The organism is Kitasatospora sp. NPDC001664 (assembly GCF_053596675.1).
The window spans coordinates 48,511-70,846 of the sequence record NZ_JBSFGS010000031.1 but is presented as its reverse complement, the minus strand read 5'-3'; the positions used below and the strand labels follow the sequence as shown (position 1 = coordinate 70,846).

Here is a 22,336-nt window from a genome sequence, read left to right as displayed (position 1 = left end):
TCCTCCTAGGTCGTCGACTGATCGTCAGCCTAGTACCGCCGGGAACGCCGACCGCCGGAACGCCGACCGCCGGGCCCGACGAACGGGACCCGGCGGTCGGGGAGGGGGCTGACGGTCAGTCGGCGCTGGCCACCGGCTCCGGGGCGGGGGTGCCGCCGCTGGTCTCGGGGTGGGCGGCGCGGTTCTTGGCGGCGCGGCGCTTCAGGACCAGTGCCGAGCCGGCCCCGAACAGGGCGGCCACGATCAGGCCGACCCAGGAGAAGGACTTCAGCCAGTGCTCGGCGACCTTGCCGACCGTGTAGATCAGCCAGGTGGTGCCGCCGGCCCAGACGATGCCGCCGAGCACGTTGGCGATCAGGAACCTCCAGTACGGCATCTTCAGGGCGCCGGCCAGCGGGCCGGCGAAGATCCGCAGCAGGGCGATGAAGCGGCCGAAGAAGACCGCCCACATGCCCCACTTCTGGAACGAGCGCTCGGCGGTGGCCAGGTGGTCGGGCCCGAAGTGCTTGGGGAACCTCCTCCCGACCTTCTCGAACAGCGGCTTGCCGCCCTTGCGCCCGATCGAGTACCCGATCGAGTCGCCGACGATCGCGCCGACGATCGCGCAGATCGCCACGCCCCAGGGATTGACCACACCACTGGCGGCCAGCACCGAGGCGGTCACCAGGGCGATCTCGCCGGGCAGCGGGATGCCCAGGCTCTCCAACAGGATGATCACTCCGACCAGGGCGTAGACCGCGTTGGGCGGCACGCTCTCCAGCCATACGTCAAGGTGCAAGGTCGGTATCCCTCCGTGGGCGGGCAGCACCCGGTGGGCGGTGCCGAAGAAAGTCGTGGGCAGCCTAACCCGGCCCGTCCCCCGGGTACTCCCACGTACGGGAGCCCCCGGCGGTTCCCGCCCCCGCCGACCCTCCGCCCGGACGGTCCGTCAGCCCCGACCCAGCAGCCCCGACCCAGCAGCTCCGGCCCAGCAGCTCCGTCAGCCCCGGCCGAGCAGCTCCGGCAGGCCGACCGAGCCGACGATCCGGGCCCGCCGGTCCGGCAGGTCCAGCGCCAGCACCCGGAACAGCCAGGCGTGCCGGGCGGCCAGCGGCACCGTCCGCGGATCGCGCAGCAGCTCACGGCCGCCGACCGACCAGGGCATCGGCGGCACCCGGTACCCGGCCCGCCGGGAGACGCCCCGCAGGGTGGCCCGGCTGAACCAGTGCGGGATCGAGTCGAAGACCAGCGTCCCGCCCGGGAAATGCTCGGCGCAGCGGTCGAAGAGCTCGCCCACCTCGCCGGGACGCAGGTACATCAGCAGGCCCTGGGCGACGACCATCACGCCGTGTTCGGGGTCCACCTCGTCCAGCCAGGCCGGGTCGGTGGCCGAGCAGGGCAGCAGCCGCTGCCGGGGCCCGGGCGGGAGCAGCCGGGCGCGCAGTTCGACCGCCTCCGGCAGGTCGACCGAGAGCCAGCGGGCCCGGCCGTTGTCGACCCGCCAGTACTGGGTCTCCAGGCCGTCGCCGAGGCAGACCACGGTGCCGCGCGGACTGCGCCGCAGGAAGTCGGCGACCTCGCCGTCGACCAGCTCGACCCGGCGCCGCTGCATCCGGCTGCCCAGGCCCTGGCCGCTGCCGAAGCGCTCGGCGAAGGGGAAGTCCAACCGCTCGGTGAGTTCCACGGCCTTGGGGTCGTGGAAGGCGGTGCCGGGCTGACGGGCCGCCACCGCGCGGTGGTGGAGGGTCCACAGCGCGGTCTCCGGGATCGCGGAGAGCTGTTCCATCTCCTCAGGGTGCCGCATCCGGCCCGCACCGACGGGCCGACACCACGGGCGGCTGACGGCCGGTCAGCCGACCCGGCACGGCTCCGCCGGAGGAAGCCGCCTCCTTCGGGCCCGTCCTTCCGACCGCCCGCCGGCGCGCCCCCGAGCGAGCCGCCCCGCCGACGTCACGCGGCTGCGCCGGCCCCGGCCGCCACCTCCGACCCGGCCGCCCGACGGTCCGTCAGGACGAGCCGAGCGAGCCGACCGGCCGCCCCGTCAGCCGATGCTGAAGGCCCCCTCGGGCGGGGGCGGCGAGTCGGTGGCGTCCGCGTCCGTGACCGGGGCGGTGCGGCCGACCAGGCGAGTCAGTTCGTCCTGGGGGCAGAGCCGGGCCGGGAAGACGTCGGCGGCCAGCCGCCGGGTCAGTTCGGCCTCGGGCAGCGGCCGGTCGGAGCCGATCAGCAGGACGTTGCCGTAGCGGCGTCCACGCAGCACGGAGGGCTCGGCGGCCAGGCAGACGTGCGGGAAGACCGCGCGCAGGGTGGCCGCCTGGGCCCTGGCGAAGGCCAGCGGCGGGCCGTCGGCGAGGTTGGCGGCGTAGCAGCCGCCGGGGGCCAGGGCGGCGGCGGCCAGCCGGACGAACTCGACCGAGGTGAGCCGGGCGGGGGTGCGGGAGCCGTGGAAGACGTCCGCCACCACCACGTCGGCGGCGCCCGGGGCGGCTGCGGCGAGCGCCTCGCGGGCGTCGCCGACGGTCACCTCGATCGAGGCGGGCCAGGGCAGCTGACTGCCGATCAGCTCCACCAGCGGGCCGTCCACCTCCACCACCCGCTGCGTCGAGCCGGGCCGGGTGGCGTCCAGGTAGCGGGGCAGGGTGAGGGCTCCGCCGCCCAGGTGCAGGGCGGTGAGGGGCTCACCGGCGGGGGCGAGGGCGTCCAGCAGGTGGGCGATCCGCTGGGTGTACTCGAACTCGAGGTGGCCCGGGTCGGCCAGGTCGACGTACGACTGCGGGGTGCCGTCCAGGGTGAGCAGCCAGCCCTGCTCGTGGTCCAGGTCGGGCATCAGCTTGGCCCGGCCGAGGTCGGTGACCCGCTCGACCGGCAGCCGCTCCTCCCCGGTCACCAGGCTCACGCCTGCACCGCGTCGTCGGCCGGGAGGTACGCGGCCAGCCAGCGGTCCAGCTCGGCGAAGACCCGCCCCCGGGCGGCCTCGCCGGAGAGCACCAGGTCGTGCATGCCGTCCGGGATCCGCACGGTGGTGACGTGCCGTCCGAGGCGGGGGGCGAGCGCGGAGATGTCGTCGGCGCGCAGCACGGCGTCGCTGCGGTGCAGCGCCGGGTCCCAGCGGGTGGTGCTGATTGAGGCGGTGGAGGCCATCAGCAGCACCGGGCAGTCGACCCGGAGCCCGGCCCGGACGGCGCGGTGGCCGCGCTGGATCGCGGCCAGCCAGCCGGCGTAGAGCGGGAAGCCCTCGGCGGGCTTGAGGGTGAGGTCGAAGTCCCAGCTGCCGCGGTGGTCGCGGTGCAGGCTGTGCACGTAGTGCGGGTTGAGCGAGCTGGGGAGCTTGCGGGTGGCGGAGGCCCGGCCGACGGCGTCGATCAGGGGGGCGCCGAGGGTGCGCACGGCGGGGGCGGCGGGCATGGAGAGGAAGGGGCTGTTGAGGAAGAGCCCGTCCACGACTCCGCGCCCGGCCCGCCGGGAGGCCCAGAGGGCGGTGATCAGGCCGCCGGTGGAGTGGCCGTTGACCAGCAGCCGCGTGTGGCCGTCCTGCTCCCGGACGATCCGGACCGCTTCGTCCAGCTCCTCGTCGTAGGCCGCCAGGTCGGTGATGAAGTTCGGCGACTGATGGGGCCTCAGGGAGCGGCCGTACTTGCGCAGGTCGAGTGCGTAGAAGGAGTACCCGAGCTCGGCGAAGTGGTCGGCCAGGTGGGTCTGGAAGAAGTAGTCCACGTAGCCGTGCACGTACAGCACCGCGCGCCGCGATCCGGGCAGCAGCCGGCGGACCAGGGTGGCGCTGACGGCGCCCTCCTCGTCGGCGGCCAGCGGCAGCTCGGCCGCCTCGTACGGGGCACCCAGCAAGGTGTCGGTCCGGAACTCCACGTCGTACCCGCTCCTGATCGGCCGTCGGTTCTACGCTCCGACCTTAGCGCCACCGTCCGGCCCGGTGGTGCGGCCCTCGCCGCGCGCCGGGCCCCTGGGGCGCGCGCTGCCGTACAAGCCTGTCGCACGGCGTGCGTCGTCACGAGAATGGGAGCCGAGGGGGCACGTGGACCGAGGAGTACCCACATGCCGGAGAGTCCGTTCGACAGCCTGGCCGCGATGTACGAGGAGTTCTCGGAGCTCCCCTTCCGCCGCCACTTGGAATTCCCCACCGTCACCGGTCTGATCGGCCCGCCGAGGGGCCTGCGCATCCTGGACCTCGGCTGCGGCAGCGGGGTCCACTGCCGCCACCTGGCCGCCCACGGCGCCGACGCCGTCACCGGTCTCGACCGGTCCGCCGGCATGATCGACCACGCCCGGCGCCGCGAGGAGCACGAACGCCACGGCATCCGCTACCTGCTGGGCGGCCTCCCGCCGGAGCTGGAGGGCACCTTCGACCTGGTGCTGTCCGTCTACGTCCTCCCGTACGCGAGCACCTACCCGGAGCTGCTGGCGCTCTGCCGCACCGCGGCCGACGCCCTTCGGCCCGGCGGTCGGTACGTCACCCTGCCCGTCAACCCCGGCTTCCACCCCGATCCGGAGCACTACGCCCGCTACGGGTTCCGGATGTACGCCGAGGGCCCGCGCGAGGACGGCGCCCCGGTCGGCCTCGACCTGCGGTTCGGGTCCCACGACGCCCATCTGACGGCCCGGTACTGGAGCGCGCCGACCCTGGAGCGGGCCCTGACCGGAGCCGGGTTCGGCGGGCACCGCTGGCACCCCCACCGCACCTCCCGGCAGGCCGCCGGGGACCCGTTCTACCAGCCCTACCTCGACGTCCCGCACGCCGCGGTGATCGAGACCGTCAAGGAGGCCGCGCACCGATGACCACCCGTCAGCAGCTGCGCGAGCGCAGCGACTTCCTGATCGAGCACGCCCGCTTCACCACCCTCGCCACCACCGGCCCCGACGGCACCGCCTGGGCCTCCACCGTCAACTACGTGCCGCTGCGCGACCCGCTGCGCCTGCTCTGGTACTCGCTGCGCCGCGCCCGCCACTCCCGCAACATCGAAGCCCGCCCGCAGGTGGCCGGCTCGCTCTTCCTCACCGGGCTGGAGAGCGCGCTCACCCTGGACGGGGCGCAGTTCACCGGCACCGCCGAGGCGGTCGGCCCGGACCGGCTCGAGGAGCTCAGCACCTGGTACTACGAACGGAACTTCCCCGACCCGGAGTCCCGGGCCCTGTTCGACCTCCCGCTCGCCGAGTTCACCGGGGACGGGCCGCGCCGCTTCTACCTCCTGACGGTCCGCCAGTGGTGGCTGCTGGACACCGAACAGTGGCTGGTCGACAAGAACGACCAGCGGATCGAGGTGCCGCTCGACCTGCTCACCCGCTCCGGCGGGCCGTCGTGAACCGCCCGGCCTTCGAGGTCCGGGTGCACACCGCGATCGAGGAGGTGGGCCCCGAGTGGGACGGGCTGATGGCGGCGGCCGGCGCCCCGGTCTTCTACCGGCGGCCGTTCCTGCGGGCCTTCGAGCGCCATCCGCTGCACCCGGTCGAGCGGACCGCCTACCTGCTGGTGCTGGACGACACCGGCACGCCGGCGGCGGGGCTGCCCGCCTACCTGCAACGCGGGGTGGACCCGATGCGGGTGATCGCCGACCACTTCCCCGCTAACGTCGGACGGACGGCCCTGCTCAGCCACGTCTGGCACTGCTTCGACACCGTGCTCCCGCAGCGCCCGGGCTCCGACGACGCCCCCACCCGCGCCGCCCTGGACGCGCTGCGGCGGCTCGCCGCCGAGTGGGGCGCGCAGCTCTGGGGCCTGGCCAACGTGGACGCGGCCACCCCGCTCGCCGCCCTCCTGACGGCCCGTGGGATGCACGCGGTCGACATCGACGTCGGCTGGGGCCTGGACACCTCCACCACCGGCGGGTACCCCGGCTACCTCACCGGCCTGCGGAGCATGCCGCGGCGCAACCTCGCCCGCGCGCTGCGGGCCGCCGACCGGGCGGGGCTGGCCGTCACCACCACCGCGACGGCCGGGGCCGACCTGGACGGCTTCGTCCGCCTGGCCCGGGCCACCGCCGCCAAGTTCGGGAACTCCGACTACTACCGCCCCGGCCTCTTCCAGGACTTCGTCCGGGCGCTCGGCGAGGACGTGCACGCGATCGAGCTGCGGATCGGGGACCGCCTGGTCGGCTCGGCCCTCGTCCTGACCGACGACACCCGGTACCACTGGTGGGTCTGCGGGTTCGTTCCGCTGGAGGAGTTCAGCCCGTTCTACGTCGCTTTCGCCCACGTCATGCAGGGCGGCTTCGCCTCCGGCCGCCCGTGGATCGAGCTCGGCCGGCGCAATCCGGACTTCAAACGCCGCTACGGGCTGACGCCCCGCTCGCTCCGGGCGTGGCTCGACGAGACCGGCTGACCATCGCCGACAGCGCCTCAGGAAGGGGTTCCCTCGGCCCCGGGCTTCCGGTGGCGCCGGCCGACGGTGCCCCGGAGGACCGACACGATGCCGAGGCCGGCGGCGCAGACCGGGACGGCGAGCAGGGCGCCGAGGATGCCGGCGATCCCGGAGCCGGCCACCACTGCGATCATGATGGTGGCGGGGTGCAGCTCGACGGTGCGGCTCTGGATGATCGGCTGGAGGACGTTGCCCTCGATCATCTGGACCGCGAGCACCACGCCGAGGGTCCAGATCGCGGTGCCCAGCCCGCCGTCGGCCAGGGCGACCAGGACGGCCACGGTGCCGGACAGGAAGGCGCCGACGAAGGGGATGTAGGCGCCCATGAAGACCAGCGCGCCGAGGCCGGGGGCACCGGGGACGTCGAGGATCAGCAGGCCGATGGTGATGAAGGTGGCGTCGATCAGGGCGATCAGGGTGGTGCCGCGCATGAAGCCGGCCATCGCGCTGAAGGCCTGCTGACCGCAGGCGATCACCAGCTCGGCCTGACGCTCCGGCAGCACGCCGCGCACCGCGTCCCCGGTGCGGTGACCGTCCCGGAGGAAGAAGAAGACCAGGGCGAGCGCCAGCACCCCGCCGGTGACCAGTTGGGTGAGCACGCCGATGCCGGAGAGCACCCCGTTGGCCAGCTGTCCCACCACCGTGCTGCCGGTGCCGGCCGCCGAGGAGAGGCCGGACTGGATCTTCTCCCCGGCCGGGCCCAGCCAGTCGGCGATCCGCTCGCCCGTCTCGCGCAGCGAGGCGGCGATCTGCGGGGCGCTGTGCACCAGGGAGTTGGTGAGCAGGGTGAGCACGGCGGCGACCGCCAGCACCAGCACCGCGCAGGTCAGGGCGGCGGCCAGGCCGCGCTTGACGCCGCGTCGGACCAGCCAGGGCATCACGGGGTAGAGCAGCGCGGTGGCCAGCAGCGAGAGGATCACCGGGATGGTGGCGGCGCGCAGGGCCACCAGGGCGTAGACGACCAGGGCGGCCACGGTGATGAACAGGACCACCGCCACCGACCAGGCGGCGGCCGCCCGGACGGTCGGCGGGAGCATCAGGTAGGGCGGCCGGAAGTCCTCGGGCGGCCGCTCCGCCTCGGTACCGGGCTCCACTGCCATGCCGCCGCCTCCCGCCACCCGTGCCTGATCCGTCCATCTGATCACAGGATCTGACGGAATGTCCGGATCGGCGGCCGGCTACCGCGCGCCGTCCACCACCCTGCGCAACAGCCCGATGCGGTTGCTGGTCACGGAGGCCACCCCGAGGGCCAGCAGCCGGACCATGGTGCGGCGGCGGTCGGCGGTCCAGGTGCTGACGGCCAGTCCGCTGTCCGCGGCGGCCCGGACGTAGTCCGCGTCCAGCAGGCCGAACGGCGGGTTGAGGTAGCGCGGGCGCAGGTCGGCCAGCAGGGTGGCGGCGGGCTGCTGCGGGAGCTTCCAGGTCAGCGCCAGCTCGGCCGCCGGGTCGAGCGCACGGACGGCCAGCATCGCGGACGCCGGCCCGCACCAGCCGGTGGAGCGCTCGGCTCCCAGCCCGCGCACCACCTCGTGCGCGGCGGCGGCCGGGCCCGGGCCGTCCAGATCGAGCAGCATCCGGGCGCCGGGGTACGCGGCGGCGGCCTTCAGTGCCTCGGCCAGGGTCGGGACCCGCATCCCCGGCGCACCGATCTCCTCCAGCTGGGCGAGGGTGACGGAGCCGATCGGGCGCTGGTCCTCCCAGAGCCGGCGCAGCGTCAGGTCGTGCAGCAGCACCGGGACGCCGTCGCGGGTGAGCTGGACGTCGACCTCCACCGCGTCGGCCCCGGCGGCGAAGGCCGACTCGACGGAGGGCAGGGTGTTCTCGCGGAAGCGGTACGGGTCGCCCCGGTGGGCGACGGCGAGGGCACGGGCGACGGCCATCAACCGCGCTCCACCACGACGTTGGTGGACTTGATCACCGCGGTGGCCCGAGCCCCGGGCACCAGCCGCAGTTCCTCGGCGGACTCCCGGCTGATCAGCGAGACCACCCGGAACGGCCCGGCCTGGATCTCCACCTGGGCGGCCACGTCGCCGAGCAGCACCTCGGTCACGATGCCGGGGAAGCGGTTGCGCGCGGAGGACGGGCGGCCCTCCGCCTCGGCGTTCTCCGGCTTGGCCAACTCGCGGGCGAAGGCCGCCAGTTCGGCGCCGCCGATGATCCGGTGACCGTGCTCGTCCCGCTCCGCCGCCACCCGCCCGGCATCGACCCAGCGGCGCACCGTGTCGGTGCTGACGCCGAGCAGCGCGGCGGCCTCGCCGATGCGGTAGGGGTGGACCGGCCGGTCGGCCATGCGGGGCTCCTGACACGAGGGTGGGCAGTACCGGGATCATCCTGCCGCATCCGGGGCGGCGTCAGGTAACGGCCAGTCAGGGTTTTACCGGGCTTAAACTGGACAGAACGGTCAGTGGAACCCGAGCGATCCAGGAGCAGCAGAGCATGGCACCCGAGCCCGTCCCGTTCGCCTTCATAGCCGAGGCGGAGCGCTACCAGAGCAACGTCACCCCGCCGGAGCCCGAGCCGCGCTCGGTCCGCCGGGTGCTGGGCGGGCTGCTGGTGACGGTCGTGGTGGTCGCGGGCCTGCTCGCCGCCGTCGCCCTGGGCATGCCGGCCCTGCGCTCCCCCGCCGCCTGACCCCCGGCCCGGCCCCGCAGCCTCGTCCCCTGAACCCGCGTCAGACCCGGGTTGCGGTCAGGGCTCGCCGAAGAAGTCGCGGCGGACCGCGTCGCCGGCGGTGAGCACCGCGCCCGCGAGGACGGCGCCGCCCCCGGCCGCACCGGGCCGCACCTCGGTGGTGAACGGGCACAGGCCCGCCAGCCGACGTTCCACCAGCGCCGCCAGCTCGGCCCCGCCGGCCCGGCCGAGCTCCCCGCCGAGCACCACGCAGCCCGGGTCGAGCACCACGCAGACCGCCGCCACCCCGATCGCGATCCGTTCGGCCAGCTCCGTCAGGAAGGCCGACTCCGCGGACCCGCCGGCCCCCGCGGCCCCACCCGCCTCCACGGCGGACCGCAGCACGCCCTCGGCCTGCTCCACCGGGCCGCCCGGCGGCACGGTCAGCCCGTGCTCCCGGGCCAGTTCGCAGACCGCGCGGCTGCTGACCGTGGAGTCGAAGCCGTTGTCGCAGCCGTCGGCGGTGGGCAGCCCGCCGGTGCCGGGCACCGGCAGGAAGCCGATCTCCCCGGTGCCGCCGGAGGCACCCCGGCGCAGCCGGCCGCCGAGCACCACCGAGGCGCCGGTGCCGTGGCCTAGCCAGAACAGCACGAAGTCCTCGCGCCCCTGGGCGGCGCCGATCCGGTGCTCGGCGATCCCGGCCAGGTTGACCTCGTTCTCCAGCAGCACCTCGGTCTCCGGCTGGGCCCGCAGGCCGGCCAGCAGTTCGGCGTGCCAGCGCGGCAGTTGGCCGGAGTTGTGCAGCTCCCCGGTGGCCGGGTCCACCACCCCGGGGGCACCGACCGCGACGGTGTGCAGCCGCCGCACCCCGGCCCCGGCGCAGGCCTCCGCCAGCGCCTTCAACGTACGGCCCGTCAGGTCCGCCCCGTGCTCCGGCCCGGCCGACACCTCGGCGGTGGCCACCGTACGGCCCGTCAGGTCGGCCACCACCAGGGTGACCCCGGTGGCCCGGACGTCGATCCCGGCCAGGTGGGCCCGGTCGGCGACCAGGGCGTAGAGCCGGGCGTTCGGCCCGCGGCGCTGCTCGCCGCTCTCCCCCGCCACCGTGACCAGGCCGCCGCGCTGGAGCCGCTCCAGCAGGTCGGCGACGGTCGGCCGGGAGAGGCCGGTCAGACCGCGCAGCTCGGTGGCGGTGAGCGGCCCCTGGGCCAGCAGCAGGTCGAGCGCCAGGCGGTCGTTGATGGCGCGGGCGGTGCTCGGCGTGGCCGTGCGCGCGATGGTCATGGGACCGCATCCTTCCAGAGCTATCTATCAGGTTCCCTTCCTGATAGCTTATCGCCCTGCCACCACCCGCTCGTTCCGTCAGTCCTAAGGGGGACGCCTCACCATGGAGACCATGGAGTCCGGTCAGCAGGTCCGCCGCGCCAGGGTGCGGATCGCCCTGGTCTTCGCCGTGCACGGTGCCGTCACCGGCAGCTTCGTCAGCCGCATCCCGTGGCTCCAGGACCACCTCGACCTGAGCCCCGGTCAGCTCGGTCTGGCCCTGGTCGCCCCGGCGGTCGGCGCCTCGCTCGCCATGCCGCTGGCCGGCCGGATCGTGCACCGGTACGGGGCCCTCGCGGCCGTCCGCTGGCTGCTGGTGCTCTGGTGCCTGTCGCTGGCGCTGCCCGCGACGGCCGTCAACCTGCCGACGCTCTTCCTGGCCCTGCTGGTCTACGGCGGCACCTCCGGCATGTCGGACGTGGCGATGAACGCCCAGGGCGTCGAGGTGGAGCAGCGCTACGGACGCTCCATCATGTCCGGCCTGCACGGCATGTGGAGCGCCGGCGGCCTGCTGGCCTCCGGCTTCGGCGTGCTCGCGGCGCACCAGCAGTTCGACGCCCGGATCCAGCTGGCGCTCACCGCACTGGTACTGGCGGCCGCCGGGTACGCGGTCTGCGGCGGACTGCTCGACGTCCGTCCCGCTCCCGGCGCCGAGGAGCCGCCGCGCTTCGCGCTGCCGCCGCGTTCGGCCCTCGCGATCGGGCTGGTCGGCTTCTGCGCGGTGTTCGCCGAGGGCGCCTCGATGGACTGGAGCGGCGTCTACCTGCGGGACGTCACCGGCGCCTCCCCCAGCGTGGCGGCCGCCTGCTACACCGCCTTCGCGGCGACCATGACGGTGGCGCGGCTGCTCGGGGACCTGCTGGTGCAGCGCCTCGGCGCGGTGCGCTCGGTCCGCGTCGGCGGTTCGCTGGCCACGGCCGGCGGGCTGCTGGTGATCGCCACCGACTCGGCGTGGGCCGCCATCCCGGGCTTCGCGCTGATCGGCATCGGCATCGCGGTCGTGGTCCCGCTCGCCTTCGCCGCGGCCGGCCGCGCCGGCGGTGACCCGAGCCGCTCCATCGCGGGCGTCGCCACCATCACCTACACCTCCGGCCTGGTCGCCCCGGCGATCGTCGGCGGCATCGCCCAGGCCAGCTCGCTGACCGTCTCCTTCACCGTGGTCACCGCACTCACCGCCGCGATGGTGCTCGGCGCGGGGGCGCTGCGCCAGAACCGCCCGTCCGACAAGGTGGCCGGCACCGTCCCGAACGACAGCGTCACCACTCGCTGACCCCCTGCCCGTGCGCGGACACGAGTCGGCCCCTCCCGGATGCAGCCAGGAGGGGCCGACGGCTTCTGGGCCGCGCTCCGGGGAGCGGGCGCCGGTCCTGCGTCCGGCTGACGGCGGGTCAGCGGCGGACGGCGAGCAGCAGTCCGCCGGCCCAGTCGAGCCGGACGCTGCGGAAGTCGGGGCGCGCCGCGAGCTCCGCGAGCAGCGCGTCCACGGCCTCCTGGTGTCCGGCCGGCCAGCCGGGCTGCGGCAGCAGGTCGTCGATCAGGTAGCAGCCGCCGGGGGCGACCAGTTCCAGGGCCCGGTCGAGGTGGGTGAACTTCCCCGGCCAGGTGTCCGCGAAGACCAGGTCGAAGAGCGGCCCCTGGTACTCCGTCAGCCAGGCGCCGCCGTCGGCCCGGACGAAGGAGACCCGGCTGTCCGCCGCGAACTGCTCGCGCGCCACCGCCTGCAGCTCCTCGTCCAGCTCCACCGTCACCAGTGACGCCTTCTCGTCCATCCCGTCCAGCAGCCAGGCGGTGCCTTCTCCGACCCCGGTGCCGAGCTCCAGCAGGCGCCCACCCGGGCGGGCGGCGGCCAGCGTCGCGAGCAGCGCCCCGGTCCGTGCCTCGCTCGACATGGTGAACCCGGCTCGGTGGGCGGCCTCCCGCAACGCGGCCAGGGACACGGGCAGTTCTGTCGGTTCGTCATCCATCGGGCGATGATCACCGCTCCACCACGGCCGGCACAAGCAGTTTCCGAGCCCACCGCGGCGACGTACCCAGGGGCTGTCTCCTTGGTGGGGTCGGATCAGGCCGCGTCGTCGGGGTGCGTGCCTCGGCGGCGCCGAGGAGGGAGTCCATGCGGAGCATCGGCGACCGACGAGAAGCCGGCGAGGTGCGTGCCCCGGCGGCGCGGACCCGGCCCCATCAAGGAGACCGCCCCTAGGGCATCCGACGGTCCAGGCGCAGGCGCTCGCCGTCGCCCGCCCGGATCGGGCAGTCCGGCATCGGACACCCGCACTCGCCGAAGGACAGTGCGGCGCCGGAGACGTACTCGGCCCGGTCGAAGTCCCGGCGGCTGCCGTACTCACCCCGGACCTGCATCCGCTCGGCCACCCGCTCCGTCAACTCACCCATCGCCGACCTCCGTTGTCGCGCACTGCCTCGTTGTCCTGCCGACCGGGAAGTCGATCGACTAGCTTGGTAACAGGATCGACACGGAGAGCTACCAAGGCCAGAGGTGACGATCCAACAACCGATCCGACAGACCGGGGGACCCTGCACCGATGCCCAGTCCGCGTGAGCTCGACCCGTCCGAATCCATGCTGGCGCTCTTCGGTTCGGAGCTGCGCGACCACCGCACCAAGGCCCGGCTCAGCCAGGAGGGCCTCGGTGATCTCCTCGGCTACACCGGGTCGTTGATCGGCCAGATCGAGACCGGCCGGCGCACGCCGACCCGGGAGTTCGCCGAACGGGTCGACGCCACCCTCGACGCGGCCGGGATCTTCTCGAAGCTCTGGCCGCACGTGACCCGCGGCCAGTTCCCCAGCTTCTTCAAGTCGTACGCCGAACTCGAGCCCCGGGCCTGCCAGATGCTGGAGTACGGCGGGGACCTGATCCCCGGGCTCGGTCAGACCGAGGGGTACATGCGTGCAGTATTCGAAGCCGGATTGCCCCTGGCCCGACCGGAACTGATCGAGGAGAAGGTCGCAGCGCGCCTGGGACGACAACAACTGCTCACCGGTCCAACACGTCCGCTGTTGTGGTGGCTTCTTTCGGAAAATGCCATTCGTCGACCGGTGGGCGGTTTTGACACGATGGCTGATCAGTTGACGAAGCTGCTTGGCCTGGTCCGGTCAAGAATGGTGGTGATCCAGGTACTGGAGACGTCCCGTGGGGCGCATGCGTTGCTGGAGGGTTCGATGACGCTAATGTCCTTCACCGACGGCACCCCGGACACGGGGTACGTCGAGGCGCCGCATACCGGTGTGCTGGTCGAAAACCCCGACCGGGTAAGGGAGTTGAGACTCTCCTACGACCTGGCTCGGGCCGACGCACTCTCACCCGAAGCGTCGCTGAACCTCGTTGAAAAGGTAGCTAAGGAGCACCAGAACCATGCTGACGAACAGCGAGCTGAACCGAGCTGACTGGCAGTCGTCGAGCTACAGCGGGGCGTCCGGCGGCAACTGCGTGCAGCCGGCCCTCAACCTCTCCGCCGCACACGGCGTCGTCCCGGTCCGCGACTCCAAGGACCCGCAGGGCCCGCACCTGGAGTTCGGCACCGCAGCTTGGGCCGCGTTCGCCACCTGGGCCGCGGGCTTCGAGGTCTGATCCAGGCCCTCCGGGGTCTGATCGAGGCCCTTCGAGGTCCGGTCCAGGCCTGAGCCCCACCCCCCACACCGACCCGCCCCCGGGTCCTGGCCGTCGATCCGGACGACGGCCCGGCTACCCTCGGGGCCATGAACCACGCAGCTCCGCCCGCCCCACCCGTCCTCCGCAACCCCGTCGGCGCCCACGTACCGGTGGCCGGCCGCGGACTGGTCGGCACCGGGCTGGCGTACGCGGAGCGGGTCGGCGCCGAGGCCGTGCAGGTCTTCGTCGCCAACCCGCGCGGCTGGGCCACGCCGTCCGGCGACCCGGCCCGCGACGAGGAGTTCAGGGCGGCGTGCGCGGAGTCCGGCATCCCGGCCTACGTGCACGCGCCCTACCTGATCAACTTCGGCTCGGACAGCACCGCGACCCGGGAGCGCTCGGCCGACTCCCTGCGCCACTCGCTGAGCCGGGGTCACCGGATCGGTGCCCTCGGCGTGGTGGTGCACACCGGCTCCGCCGTCGGGCAGGAACCGGGCGGCGGCTCCCGGTACGCGGCCGCGATGCGCCAGGTGCGCGAGGACGTCCGTCCCCTGCTGGACGAGCTCGACGCGCTCGGCGAGGACGCACCCTGGCTGCTGCTGGAGCCCACCGCCGGGCAGGGCAGCTCGCTCTGCTCCCGGATGGAGGACCTGGCCGCCTACGTCGAGGCGCTGGACCACCACCCCAAGGTGGGGGTGTGCCTCGACACCTGCCACGCCTTCGCCGCCGGGCACGACCTGGCGGACCCCGAGGGCGTGGCCAAGACGCTGGACGCGCTCACCGCCGCAGCCGGCCCCGGCCGCCTGCGGCTGGTGCACGCCAACGACTCGATGGACGTGGTCGGAGCCCGCAAGGACCGCCACCAGAACATCGGCGCCGGACACATCGGCGCGGCCGCCTTCGCGGCGCTGCTCGCCCACCCCGCGACCGAGGGCGTCCCGTTCGTGATCGAGACCCCGGACGGACGCCACGACCCGGACCGGGTGGAGGGCGTTCGGCATGCCGCCGACATCGCTCTGCTCAAATCCCTGCGGAACACAAATCCCCTCGGAGAGAAGCAGTCTGACGATCAGTCAAACCACTCCAACGAGTGAGACTCGGCCCCCGCCGCCGGGGTAGGTCCCGGGCGACCGACGGCCCGGAGGGGCCGGGGAGGGGAACCCGAATGACCACGCGCACCGTGCTCGACCAGAAGCTCGACCGTTCCTTCGACATGTTGGACACCGACCGGGACGGGCACATCCGCGAAGAGGACCTGATCTCGCTGGCCTCGCGCCTGAGTTCGGCCTTCGACAGCCACTCGCTCAGCGTGGTGGCCCGCCTGGAGGGCGCCTTCGCCGCCCTCTGGGACATCGACCTGATCCCGATGGACACCGCCCACAAGGGCTCCATCGACCGCGAGGAGTGGCGGGCCGGGGTCCGCAAGGCCGTCGCCACCGACCGGGCCGGCTTCCTCGGGCGGATGAACACCATGCTCCGGGCCTGGCTGGAGCTGTGCGACACCGACGACGACGGGTGGCTCAGCCGCGAGCAGTTCATCACCATGTACGGCCGCACGCTGGGCCTGAAGCAGGAGAAGCTCGAGGTCGCCTTCACCATGCTCGACACCGACGGGGACGGCGCGATCAGCCTCAACCAGGTCTGCCACGCCGTCGAGGAGTACTACACCAGCGAGGAGGCGGACACCCCGGGGAACTGGCTGTTCGGCCCGCTGCGCTGACGCCCCGCCGCGCCGTGGTGGTGGAGCGGGGGGCACCACCACCACGGCGCGGCCGCCGGAACCGCACCCGTCTCAGGACGAGCGGTAGCGCTGGCTCGCACTCGTCCAGGCGTACACCCCGTCCACCAGCTGCCTGGTCCCCTCCAGGTACCAGCGGGCACCCGGGTGACGCAGCACCAGCCCGCTGCGCAGCAGCTCGCTCTCGGCCCGCAGCCCCGCCGTCCGGTCCGCCACCACCCGCCGGGCCGTCTCCCGGCTCAGCCCGAACTCCCGGCGCAGCAGCGTGACGGTGTTGAACCCGTTGCCCTGCCTCTCCTCCCGCTCCAGCGAGAACAGGTCGTTGATCAGCGTGGCCGCGTCGGCGGTCTGCGCGCGCAGCCGTCTCCAGTCCGCCCGCAGGCAGAGCCCGCGGGGCAGTTCGCGGTCGGCCACCCGCTCCAGCAGGTTCATGAACGGGTAGAGGCAGCTGGCGTGCCGGCGCATCAGCACGGCCGGCAGCCCGCCGGGCAGGGTGCCCCGGCTGCGGTGCTCGGTCTCCGTGACGAAGGTGCGCAGACAGTCGGCCCAGTCCCGGGCCGCGCGCCTGCGCCAGCGGCGGCTGCGCCCCAGGCACTGGCGGTACCAGAGCTCCGTCCACGCCCCGAGCAGGGCGTCGCCCCGGTCGGCCGGGGGCAGCAGCGGCACCCTCGGTCGGCCCGCGGCCCTGGTGACGGCGATCAGGCGGCCGGTGAACTCGCCCGCGCTGGGCGGGTGGTGGCCGATCGGTCCGTCGAAGTGGTCGTCCAGCAGGGTGAACCAGCCGAGCACGTCCAGCAGCAGCCGGCACTCCCGCGCGGGGGCTCCGGGGTAGCTGAGGTCGATCAACTCCGGTAGGCCGTAGGCCCGGTAGCGCTCCAGCCCGTGCCGGCGGATCAGTCCGTGCCGGAGCAGCCAGTCCTGGTGCCGGAGCTCCTCCTGACTGCGGGCCTCCAGCGCGGAGTTCACCGGCGTCCCGCCGGGGCGCCGCGCCGGGCCGGTCTCTCGAAGGCGGGCGCCTCGGCGGCGGGCCCCTCGGCGGCGGGAGCGCTCGCGGGTGCGGGCAGCAGACGGGCCGTCAGCCGTTCGGGCTTGAGCCGGACCCCCTGGGCCTGCACCGTCGTCCACACCACCTCGCGGGCCCTGGCCCCGGCCACCGGCCGCAGCCGCCAGGTCCGCAGCAGGGTGACCGCGACCACCGCCAGCTCCATCCAGGCGAAGGCCTCGCCGATGCAGCGGTGCTTGCCGGCGCCGAAGGGCAGGAAGGCGTGCCGTTCGGTGGAGAGCGGGCGGTCCGGGTCGAAGAGCAGCGGGTCGGTGTGGCGGGAGGGGTCGCGGTGCAGGGCGGTGAGGCTGTACAGGAGTTCGGCCCCGGCCGGGACGGTGTACGGGCCGAGCCGGACCTGTTCGGCGGCGGTGCGCATCAGGAAGGCGTTGGGGGCGTGCAGCCGGAGCACCTCGCGCAGCACCCGGCGCAGGTAGGGCAGCCGTTCGATCGTCTCGATGCTCAACTCCTCCCCGGGTCGCAGCTGTTGGTCGAGCTCGGCGAGCAGCTCGCGATGCACCTCGGGATGGTCGAGCAGCTCCTGGCAGAGCCAGCTGAGGGTGGTGGAGACCGTCTCGGTGCCGGCGCCGAACATGGCGATGGCCTCGGAGCGGACGGCGTGCTCGTCGAGCGGGCGGCCGGTGGTCGGGTCGGTGACGGTGCGCAGGAGGGCGAGCAGCGGTCCGGCCTCGTCGTCGGACGGGGTGCGGACGGCCTGGTCGACCACCCGGTTGAGCACCCGGACGGCGGCGGCGAAGCGGCGGTTGACCGGCAGCGGGAGGCGGGCCAGCGCCGGGTGCGGCCAGAGCGACTGGATGATCTGACCCTTCACCAGTTCGGGCAGGGCCCGGTGGAAGGCGCCGGTGTGGGCGGGGCGCAGCCGGGCACCGAAGAGGGCACCGGTGACGATCTCCAGCGCGAGGTGGTTCATCTCCCGGGCCACGTCCACGGTGCGGCCGGGCTGCCAGGCGCCGATCCGCTCCCGGGCCAGGCGTTCCACCAGCGGGACGTACCCGGCCACCCGCTCGGCGGTGAAGGCGGGTTGGAGCGAGCGCCGGCGGTCGCGGTGGGCGGTTCCCTCGCTCATCAGCAGGCCGTCGCCGAAGGCGTCCCGCAGGGTCTGCTGCACGGCGCCGCGCGGGCAGGTGCGGGCCAGCGGGGTGAGCAGGGCGTGCACCAGGGCGGGGCTGGTGACCACGTGGACGGTGCGCGGGCCGAGGCCGATCCGGACCACCTCCCCGGTGCGGGAGAGCGAGCCGAGGAAGCCGAGCGGGTCGCGGAGCAGGGCCGGTGCGTGGCCGAGTCCGGGGAGTCTCCCCGGTGCGAAGGGGACGGGTGGCACGGACATGCGGATCGCCTCGCTCTCGGGAAGGGCCCCAGGCGGCGGCCTGGGATGGGGACGGCCGCCCACTCTCCGCCCCGGGAGAATTCGGCACAAATCGCCCGCCACCCAAAGAGATGACCGCCCCGCCCGTGACCTCGCCGGACCCCGCTCCTTCGCCACCCCGCGCTCCGGCCACCCAGGGCAACGCCCCCCGTCCCAACGGAGCAGCCGGTCCGCGAAAGAGCTGACCATAGGTCACCGGCTCGGCCCACTGGCCCCTTTCACCCGTCCGCCCGCCGTCCTGCCACCGTTCGGCCTCCCCTCCCTCCCGCGCCCCCGGTCTGGGATGGTGGTGTGCGGCACGCACGTCCCCTACCGGAAGAGGCAGCACGGACATGGACATCGAGTCGCTCCGCCGGGACACCCCGGGCTGCGCCCACAAGGCGCACCTCAACAACGCCGGTGCCGCCCTGATGTCCCGGCGGACCCTGGACGCCGTCACCTCCCACCTGGAGCTGGAGGCCACCATCGGCGGCTACGAGGCCGCGGCCGCCGCCCAGGACCGGATCGAGCACACCTACGACGCGCTGGCCCGCCTGCTCGGCGCCGACCGCGACGAGATCGCCGTCACGGAGAACGCCACCCGCGCCTGGGACATGGCCTTCTACGCCCTGCGCTTCGCCCCCGGCGACCGCATCCTCACCGCCCGGGCCGAGTACGCCTCCAACGCGATCGCCTTCCTGCAGACCGCCCGCCGGTACGGGGTCAGCGTCGAGACCGTCCCGGACGACGAGCACGGGCAGCTCTCGGTCGAGGCGCTGCGCTCGATGATGGACGAGCGGGTGCGCCTGATCGCCGTCACCCACGTGCCCACCCAGGGCGGCCTGGTCAACCCGGCCGCCGAGATCGGGAAGGTGGCCCGCGAGTTCGACGTCACCTACCTCCTCGACGCCTGCCAGTCGGTCGGCCAGCTCCCGGTGGACGTCGCCGAGATCGGCTGCGACCTGCTCACCGCGACCGGCCGCAAGTTCCTGCGCGGCCCGCGCGGCACCGGTTTCCTCTACTCCTCCCGCCGCCTGACGGAGCGTCTGGAGCCGCCCTTCCTGGACCTGCACGCGGCCACCTGGACCGGCCCCGAGTCGTACGAGGTCCGCCCGGACGCCCGCCGCTTCGAGACCTGGGAGACCTTCTACGCCGGCAAGATCGGCCTCGGCGTCGCCGTGGACGCCGCCCTGGAGCTCGGCCTGGACGCCATCGAACGCCGCGTCACCGCACTCGCCGCCCGCCTCCGCGAGGGCCTGGCCGCACTGCCCGGCGTCCACGTCCACGACCAGGGGCTGCGCCGCTCGGCCATCGTCAGCTTCACCGTCGACGGCCACGACTCCCCGGACGTCGCCGCACTGCTCCGCTCCCGCGACGTCAACGTCTCCGTCTCCTGGGCCACCAGCGCCCAGTGGGACCTCGGCGCCCGCGGCCTGCCGACGGTGGTCCGGGCCTCCGTCCACTACTACAACACCGAGGACGAACTCTCCCGCCTGCTCGACGCCCTCCCCCGGCCCAAGGCCTGACCTCCCCCGCCTCCCCTCCGGGTTACGCTCACCGGGTGACAGTCCTCGCACGGTGTGCCCGCTCGCCCTGGCTCCGGCTCGGGGCGCTGCTCTGCGTGCTCGCGGCCGCGGCCGGCTCCCTGCTGCTCTGGAGCCCGACCGAGCTGCTGGAGGGCGGGGTCCCGGCCCCGCTCTTCCTGCTGGTCTACGCCGCGGCGACCGTCGCCTTCGTCCCCAAGCCCGCCCTCAACGCCGCCGCCGGCCTCTTCCTCGGCGCCGCCCAGGGCATCCCCGTCGCGGTCGCCGCCACCACCCTAGGCGCGCTGCTGGCCTTCGCCCTCGGCCGCACCCTCGGCCGCGACGCCGTCCGGCCCCTGCTGCGCGGCCGCGTCCTCACCGCCCTGGACCGCCACCTCAGCGACCGGGGCTTCCGCTCCGTCCTGCTGCTGCGCCTGATCCCCGGCATCCCCTTCCAGGGCGCCAACTACGCCGCCGCCTTCTCCGGCGTCCGCGCGCTCCCCTTCACCGCCGCCACCGCGCTCGGCGTCATCCCGGGCACCGCCGCCTACGTCACCGCCGGCGCCAGCGCCTCCGACCCCACCTCCCCCGCCTTCCTCGTCTCCGCCTCCGCCGTCGCCCTCCTCTGCGCCGGCAGCCTGTACTCCTTCTGGCACACCTCCCGCCGCGCCCGGGCGGACCGGGTGGCCGAACACCATGAGAGCATCACCGGATGATCTCCACCGAGGACCTCGTCGGACGCCGCCTGGTGCGCGTGACCGCCGCCTGGCAGCAACCCGAGGCAGCCGAACCGTCCCTCCTCCACATGTGGTGGCACCTGGAGGACCTCGGCCCCGTCCGCTTCGCCGCCCAGGACGGAGGCCTGACCCTGGACCTCACCCCGCCCGACCCCGTCCACACACCGGTGCAGGACGACCCGCCCGGCTTCCCCATGACCCCGTTCGTCGGCGAGCCCATCCGCTCCGTCCGCAGGGTCCGTCACCAGTACGGCGCCGAGGACTTCGCCGACGGCATCACCGTCCGCTTCCCCACCGGCTCCATCCGCGTGCTCAACCTCGCGAACGCACTCGTCCTCCAGCCGTCCCCGCTCAACGCGTGGCGTCGGACGGAAGGCCCCTGACCTTCGCCGCAGCCCCGGCCCGCGGGATCCCTTCGACCGCCGTACAGATGCCGAAGACGCGGTCGTGGCCGGTCCAGCCGTTCACCCGGCCGCGGTTGTTGCTGATCTGGACGCGCCTCCTGGTCCGGTCGAGGGCCGAGACCAGGTGCACGTAGACCGTCCCCGCGACCCGGGCCAGCACGATGTCGCCCACCTCGACCTTGGCCGGGTCGACCGGCGCCACGGTCACCAGTTGCCTGCTGCGGATCAGCGGGACCATCGAGTCGCCGCTCGGCCGGAACTCCACCACGGCCCCGGCGGCCACCCGGGCCGCCACCGCGTCCAATGCACCCATCCGGTGATCGTCCCAGCGGGAGCGTCCGCACTTCCACTCGTTTTCGCACGCCTGACCCACCGTCAAGTCCTCGTCCAGGTCCGGCAGCACCTCCCATCAGCGATATTAGGCAAGCCTAACCTTATCCGCCTATCATGCGGCCATGCAGAAGATCATCCACGCCGTGGCAACGGTCGCGGTCACCGCCGCCCTCGCCGTCACGGCCGTGCTCGCCGGCCCCGCCTCCGCCACCACCGGAACCCTGCGCGGCATCGAACTCCCGCCACTCACCGGTGACTTCGCCGTCGGACAGGACACCCTCTCCCTGGTCGACCACAGCCGCAAGGACCCTTGGGTGCCCGCCGAGGACCGGGAGTTGCTGCTCTCGCTCTACTACCCGGCACTGCCGCGCACCGGCACCCCGGCCCCCTACCTCACCACCGCCGAAGCCAAGGCCCTGCTCACCGACCGCGGCCAACTCGCCGACCACACCACCCCGGAACGCGTCGCGGCCACCCGCACCCACGCCCGCACCGACGCCCTCCCCCGCCCCACCCCCCGCCGCTACCCGCTGATCGTCCTCTCCCCCGGCTTCTCCCTCCCCCGGGCCTCCCTCACCGGCCTCGCCGAGGACCTCGCCAGCCGCGGCTACGTGGTCGCCGCCGTCGACCACGCCTACGAATCGGACGGCACGCTCTTCCCCGGTGACCGTCTGCTCACCTGCAAGGCCTGCGAACAGGTCTTCCCCAGCGGCGAGTTGAAGCGCGTCTCGGACGGCCGCGCCCGCGACCTCTCCTTCGTCCTGGACCGCATCACCGGCCCGCACCCCGCCTGGCGGTACTCCTGGCTGATCGACAGCACCCGGATCGGCGCCGCCGGCCACTCCATCGGCGGCAACGCCGCCTCCGCCGTCATGGCCACCGACCCCCGTGTCGACGCCGGAGCCAACCTCGACGGCACCTTCTTCACCCCCGTCCCCGAGACCGGCCTCGGCGGCCGGCCCTTCCTGATGCTCTCCGGCGACCCGACCCTCCTCCCGCCGGACTTCGACGACCCGTCCTGGAACGAGACCTGGGCCCACCTCGACGGCTGGAAGCGCTGGCTCGTCGTCACCGGCCTCGGCCACCCCGGCTTCACCGACTGGCCCGTCCTCGGCGACGCCTCCGGCTACCCCCACCCCGAGACCCCGCTCCCGGGCGCACGCTCCACCCGCATCGTGCGCAGCTACGTCGGCGCCTTCTTCGACCACCACCTGCGCGGAGCCACCACCCCCCTCCTCGACACCCCGTCCCCGACCTTCCCGGAGGTCACCTTCCACCAGCCGTGACGAGCGCCCCACAACCGTTCTG

Annotated in this window: 26 protein-coding genes; 13 read left to right on the top strand and 13 right to left on the bottom strand. The window is 73.9% G+C overall.

Translation table 11 applies throughout. The features are described 5' to 3' along the window. Positions 1-115: 115 nt before the first annotated feature. The 4 genes from ACWCYY_RS33165 to ACWCYY_RS33150 all read right to left on the bottom strand — a co-directional run bounded on the left by ACWCYY_RS33165 (position 116) and on the right by ACWCYY_RS33150 (position 3,843). Complete coding sequence (locus ACWCYY_RS33165) at positions 116-778, bottom strand: DedA family protein (protein WP_449798122.1); 663 nt, start codon at positions 776-778, stop codon at positions 116-118. Positions 779-979: 201 nt separating this feature from the next. Further along, positions 980-1,765, bottom strand: a complete 786-nt coding sequence (locus ACWCYY_RS33160) for a class I SAM-dependent methyltransferase (RefSeq protein ID WP_449798121.1) — start codon at positions 1,763-1,765, stop codon at positions 980-982. A 255-nt stretch (positions 1,766-2,020) separates the two neighbouring features. Continuing rightward, entirely contained in the window at positions 2,021-2,806 is a 786-nt protein-coding gene (locus ACWCYY_RS33155; protein ID WP_449798142.1) for a spermidine synthase, read from the bottom strand. A 65-nt stretch (positions 2,807-2,871) separates the two neighbouring features. Next, the gene (locus tag ACWCYY_RS33150) at positions 2,872-3,843 is read right to left on the bottom strand and encodes an alpha/beta hydrolase (protein WP_345285426.1); all 972 of its coding nucleotides are present in this window, start codon (positions 3,841-3,843) and stop codon (positions 2,872-2,874) included. 186 nt (positions 3,844-4,029) lie between these two features. Here ACWCYY_RS33150 and ACWCYY_RS33145 point away from each other — a divergent pair, with 186 nt between their 5' ends. The 3 genes from ACWCYY_RS33145 to ACWCYY_RS33135 are packed head-to-tail and all read left to right on the top strand — an operon-like array spanning position 4,030 to position 6,310. After that, positions 4,030-4,770, top strand: a complete 741-nt coding sequence (locus tag ACWCYY_RS33145; RefSeq protein ID WP_449798120.1) for a class I SAM-dependent methyltransferase — start codon at positions 4,030-4,032, stop codon at positions 4,768-4,770. Then, complete coding sequence (locus tag ACWCYY_RS33140) at positions 4,767-5,294, top strand: pyridoxamine 5'-phosphate oxidase family protein (RefSeq protein ID WP_449798119.1); 528 nt, start codon at positions 4,767-4,769, stop codon at positions 5,292-5,294. Before ACWCYY_RS33145 ends, ACWCYY_RS33140 begins: the two co-directional genes overlap by 4 nt. Further along, positions 5,291-6,310, top strand: coding sequence for a GNAT family N-acetyltransferase (locus tag ACWCYY_RS33135; protein ID WP_449798118.1), 1,020 nt, complete (start codon positions 5,291-5,293; stop codon positions 6,308-6,310). The genes ACWCYY_RS33140 and ACWCYY_RS33135 overlap by 4 nt, the downstream gene beginning before the upstream one ends. Before the next feature lie 17 nt (positions 6,311-6,327). On the opposite strand, the gene ACWCYY_RS33130 is transcribed toward ACWCYY_RS33135, so the two are convergent. The 3 genes from ACWCYY_RS33130 to ACWCYY_RS33120 form a co-directional block, all read right to left on the bottom strand. Continuing rightward, a complete protein-coding gene (locus ACWCYY_RS33130) occupies positions 6,328-7,449 on the bottom strand; it encodes an AI-2E family transporter (RefSeq protein WP_449798117.1) in 1,122 nt (373 codons plus the stop codon). Positions 7,450-7,527: 78 nt separating this feature from the next. Beyond that, positions 7,528-8,229, bottom strand: a complete 702-nt coding sequence (locus ACWCYY_RS33125) for a glycerophosphodiester phosphodiesterase (protein ID WP_345285422.1) — start codon at positions 8,227-8,229, stop codon at positions 7,528-7,530. Further along, positions 8,229-8,639, bottom strand: a complete 411-nt coding sequence (locus ACWCYY_RS33120) for a TOBE domain-containing protein (RefSeq protein ID WP_345285420.1) — start codon at positions 8,637-8,639, stop codon at positions 8,229-8,231. Before ACWCYY_RS33120 ends, ACWCYY_RS33125 begins: the two co-directional genes overlap by 1 nt. A gap of 146 nt (positions 8,640-8,785) precedes the next feature. On the opposite strand from ACWCYY_RS33120, the gene ACWCYY_RS33115 reads away from it, so the two are divergent. Further along, entirely contained in the window at positions 8,786-8,980 is a 195-nt protein-coding gene (locus ACWCYY_RS33115) for a hypothetical protein (RefSeq protein ID WP_345285418.1), read from the top strand. A 57-nt stretch (positions 8,981-9,037) separates the two neighbouring features. On the opposite strand, the gene ACWCYY_RS33110 is transcribed toward ACWCYY_RS33115, so the two are convergent. Beyond that, the gene (locus tag ACWCYY_RS33110) at positions 9,038-10,243 is read right to left on the bottom strand and encodes an ROK family transcriptional regulator (RefSeq protein WP_449798116.1); all 1,206 of its coding nucleotides are present in this window, start codon (positions 10,241-10,243) and stop codon (positions 9,038-9,040) included. A 103-nt stretch (positions 10,244-10,346) separates the two neighbouring features. Between ACWCYY_RS33110 and ACWCYY_RS33105 the strand changes: the two genes are divergently transcribed. Beyond that, entirely contained in the window at positions 10,347-11,552 is a 1,206-nt protein-coding gene (locus ACWCYY_RS33105; RefSeq protein ID WP_449798115.1) for an MFS transporter, read from the top strand. 118 nt (positions 11,553-11,670) lie between these two features. Here the strand turns inward: ACWCYY_RS33105 and ACWCYY_RS33100 are convergent, their stop codons facing one another. Both ACWCYY_RS33100 and ACWCYY_RS33095 read right to left on the bottom strand, forming a co-directional pair. Beyond that, entirely contained in the window at positions 11,671-12,246 is a 576-nt protein-coding gene (locus ACWCYY_RS33100) for an O-methyltransferase (RefSeq protein ID WP_449798114.1), read from the bottom strand. Between the two features lie 229 nt (positions 12,247-12,475). Then, entirely contained in the window at positions 12,476-12,670 is a 195-nt protein-coding gene (locus ACWCYY_RS33095) for a hypothetical protein (RefSeq protein WP_345285413.1), read from the bottom strand. Between the two features lie 149 nt (positions 12,671-12,819). Between ACWCYY_RS33095 and ACWCYY_RS33090 the strand changes: the two genes are divergently transcribed. The 4 genes from ACWCYY_RS33090 to ACWCYY_RS33075 all read left to right on the top strand — a co-directional run bounded on the left by ACWCYY_RS33090 (position 12,820) and on the right by ACWCYY_RS33075 (position 15,605). Next, the gene (locus ACWCYY_RS33090; RefSeq protein WP_345285411.1) at positions 12,820-13,680 is read left to right on the top strand and encodes a helix-turn-helix domain-containing protein; all 861 of its coding nucleotides are present in this window, start codon (positions 12,820-12,822) and stop codon (positions 13,678-13,680) included. After that, positions 13,649-13,864: a DUF397 domain-containing protein gene (locus tag ACWCYY_RS33085; RefSeq protein ID WP_345285409.1), complete on the top strand. Its 216-nt coding sequence runs from the start codon at positions 13,649-13,651 to the stop codon at positions 13,862-13,864. Before ACWCYY_RS33090 ends, ACWCYY_RS33085 begins: the two co-directional genes overlap by 32 nt. A 128-nt stretch (positions 13,865-13,992) precedes the next feature. After that, the gene (locus ACWCYY_RS33080) at positions 13,993-14,979 is read left to right on the top strand and encodes a deoxyribonuclease IV (RefSeq protein WP_449798113.1); all 987 of its coding nucleotides are present in this window, start codon (positions 13,993-13,995) and stop codon (positions 14,977-14,979) included. A gap of 71 nt (positions 14,980-15,050) precedes the next feature. Continuing rightward, positions 15,051-15,605, top strand: coding sequence for an EF-hand domain-containing protein (locus tag ACWCYY_RS33075; protein WP_345285405.1), 555 nt, complete (start codon positions 15,051-15,053; stop codon positions 15,603-15,605). A 72-nt stretch (positions 15,606-15,677) separates the two neighbouring features. Here the strand turns inward: ACWCYY_RS33075 and ACWCYY_RS33070 are convergent, their stop codons facing one another. Together ACWCYY_RS33070 and ACWCYY_RS33065 are read right to left on the bottom strand one after the other, a co-directional pair. After that, positions 15,678-16,589, bottom strand: coding sequence for a terpene synthase family protein (locus ACWCYY_RS33070; protein ID WP_449798112.1), 912 nt, complete (start codon positions 16,587-16,589; stop codon positions 15,678-15,680). Continuing rightward, entirely contained in the window at positions 16,586-18,013 is a 1,428-nt protein-coding gene (locus ACWCYY_RS33065) for a cytochrome P450 (RefSeq protein WP_449798111.1), read from the bottom strand. The genes ACWCYY_RS33070 and ACWCYY_RS33065 overlap by 4 nt, the downstream gene beginning before the upstream one ends. A gap of 371 nt (positions 18,014-18,384) precedes the next feature. On the opposite strand from ACWCYY_RS33065, the gene ACWCYY_RS33060 reads away from it, so the two are divergent. Genes ACWCYY_RS33060 through ACWCYY_RS33050 form a run of 3 tightly spaced genes read left to right on the top strand, consistent with a single transcriptional unit; the run spans position 18,385 to position 20,674 of the window. Next, complete coding sequence (locus ACWCYY_RS33060; RefSeq protein WP_449798110.1) at positions 18,385-19,557, top strand: aminotransferase class V-fold PLP-dependent enzyme; 1,173 nt, start codon at positions 18,385-18,387, stop codon at positions 19,555-19,557. A gap of 35 nt (positions 19,558-19,592) precedes the next feature. Beyond that, positions 19,593-20,270: a TVP38/TMEM64 family protein gene (locus ACWCYY_RS33055; protein ID WP_345285397.1), complete on the top strand. Its 678-nt coding sequence runs from the start codon at positions 19,593-19,595 to the stop codon at positions 20,268-20,270. Next, positions 20,267-20,674: a hypothetical protein gene (locus tag ACWCYY_RS33050; RefSeq protein WP_345285395.1), complete on the top strand. Its 408-nt coding sequence runs from the start codon at positions 20,267-20,269 to the stop codon at positions 20,672-20,674. Before ACWCYY_RS33055 ends, ACWCYY_RS33050 begins: the two co-directional genes overlap by 4 nt. On the opposite strand, the gene ACWCYY_RS33045 is transcribed toward ACWCYY_RS33050, so the two are convergent. Then, positions 20,643-21,008 (bottom strand): S24 family peptidase, encoded by a 366-nt coding sequence (locus ACWCYY_RS33045; RefSeq protein WP_345285393.1) that lies wholly within the window; start codon positions 21,006-21,008, stop codon positions 20,643-20,645. The genes ACWCYY_RS33050 and ACWCYY_RS33045 overlap by 32 nt on opposite strands. Before the next feature lie 142 nt (positions 21,009-21,150). On the opposite strand from ACWCYY_RS33045, the gene ACWCYY_RS33040 reads away from it, so the two are divergent. Further along, entirely contained in the window at positions 21,151-22,314 is a 1,164-nt protein-coding gene (locus tag ACWCYY_RS33040) for an alpha/beta hydrolase family protein (RefSeq protein WP_449798109.1), read from the top strand. The last annotated feature ends 22 nt before the right edge of the window (positions 22,315-22,336 follow it).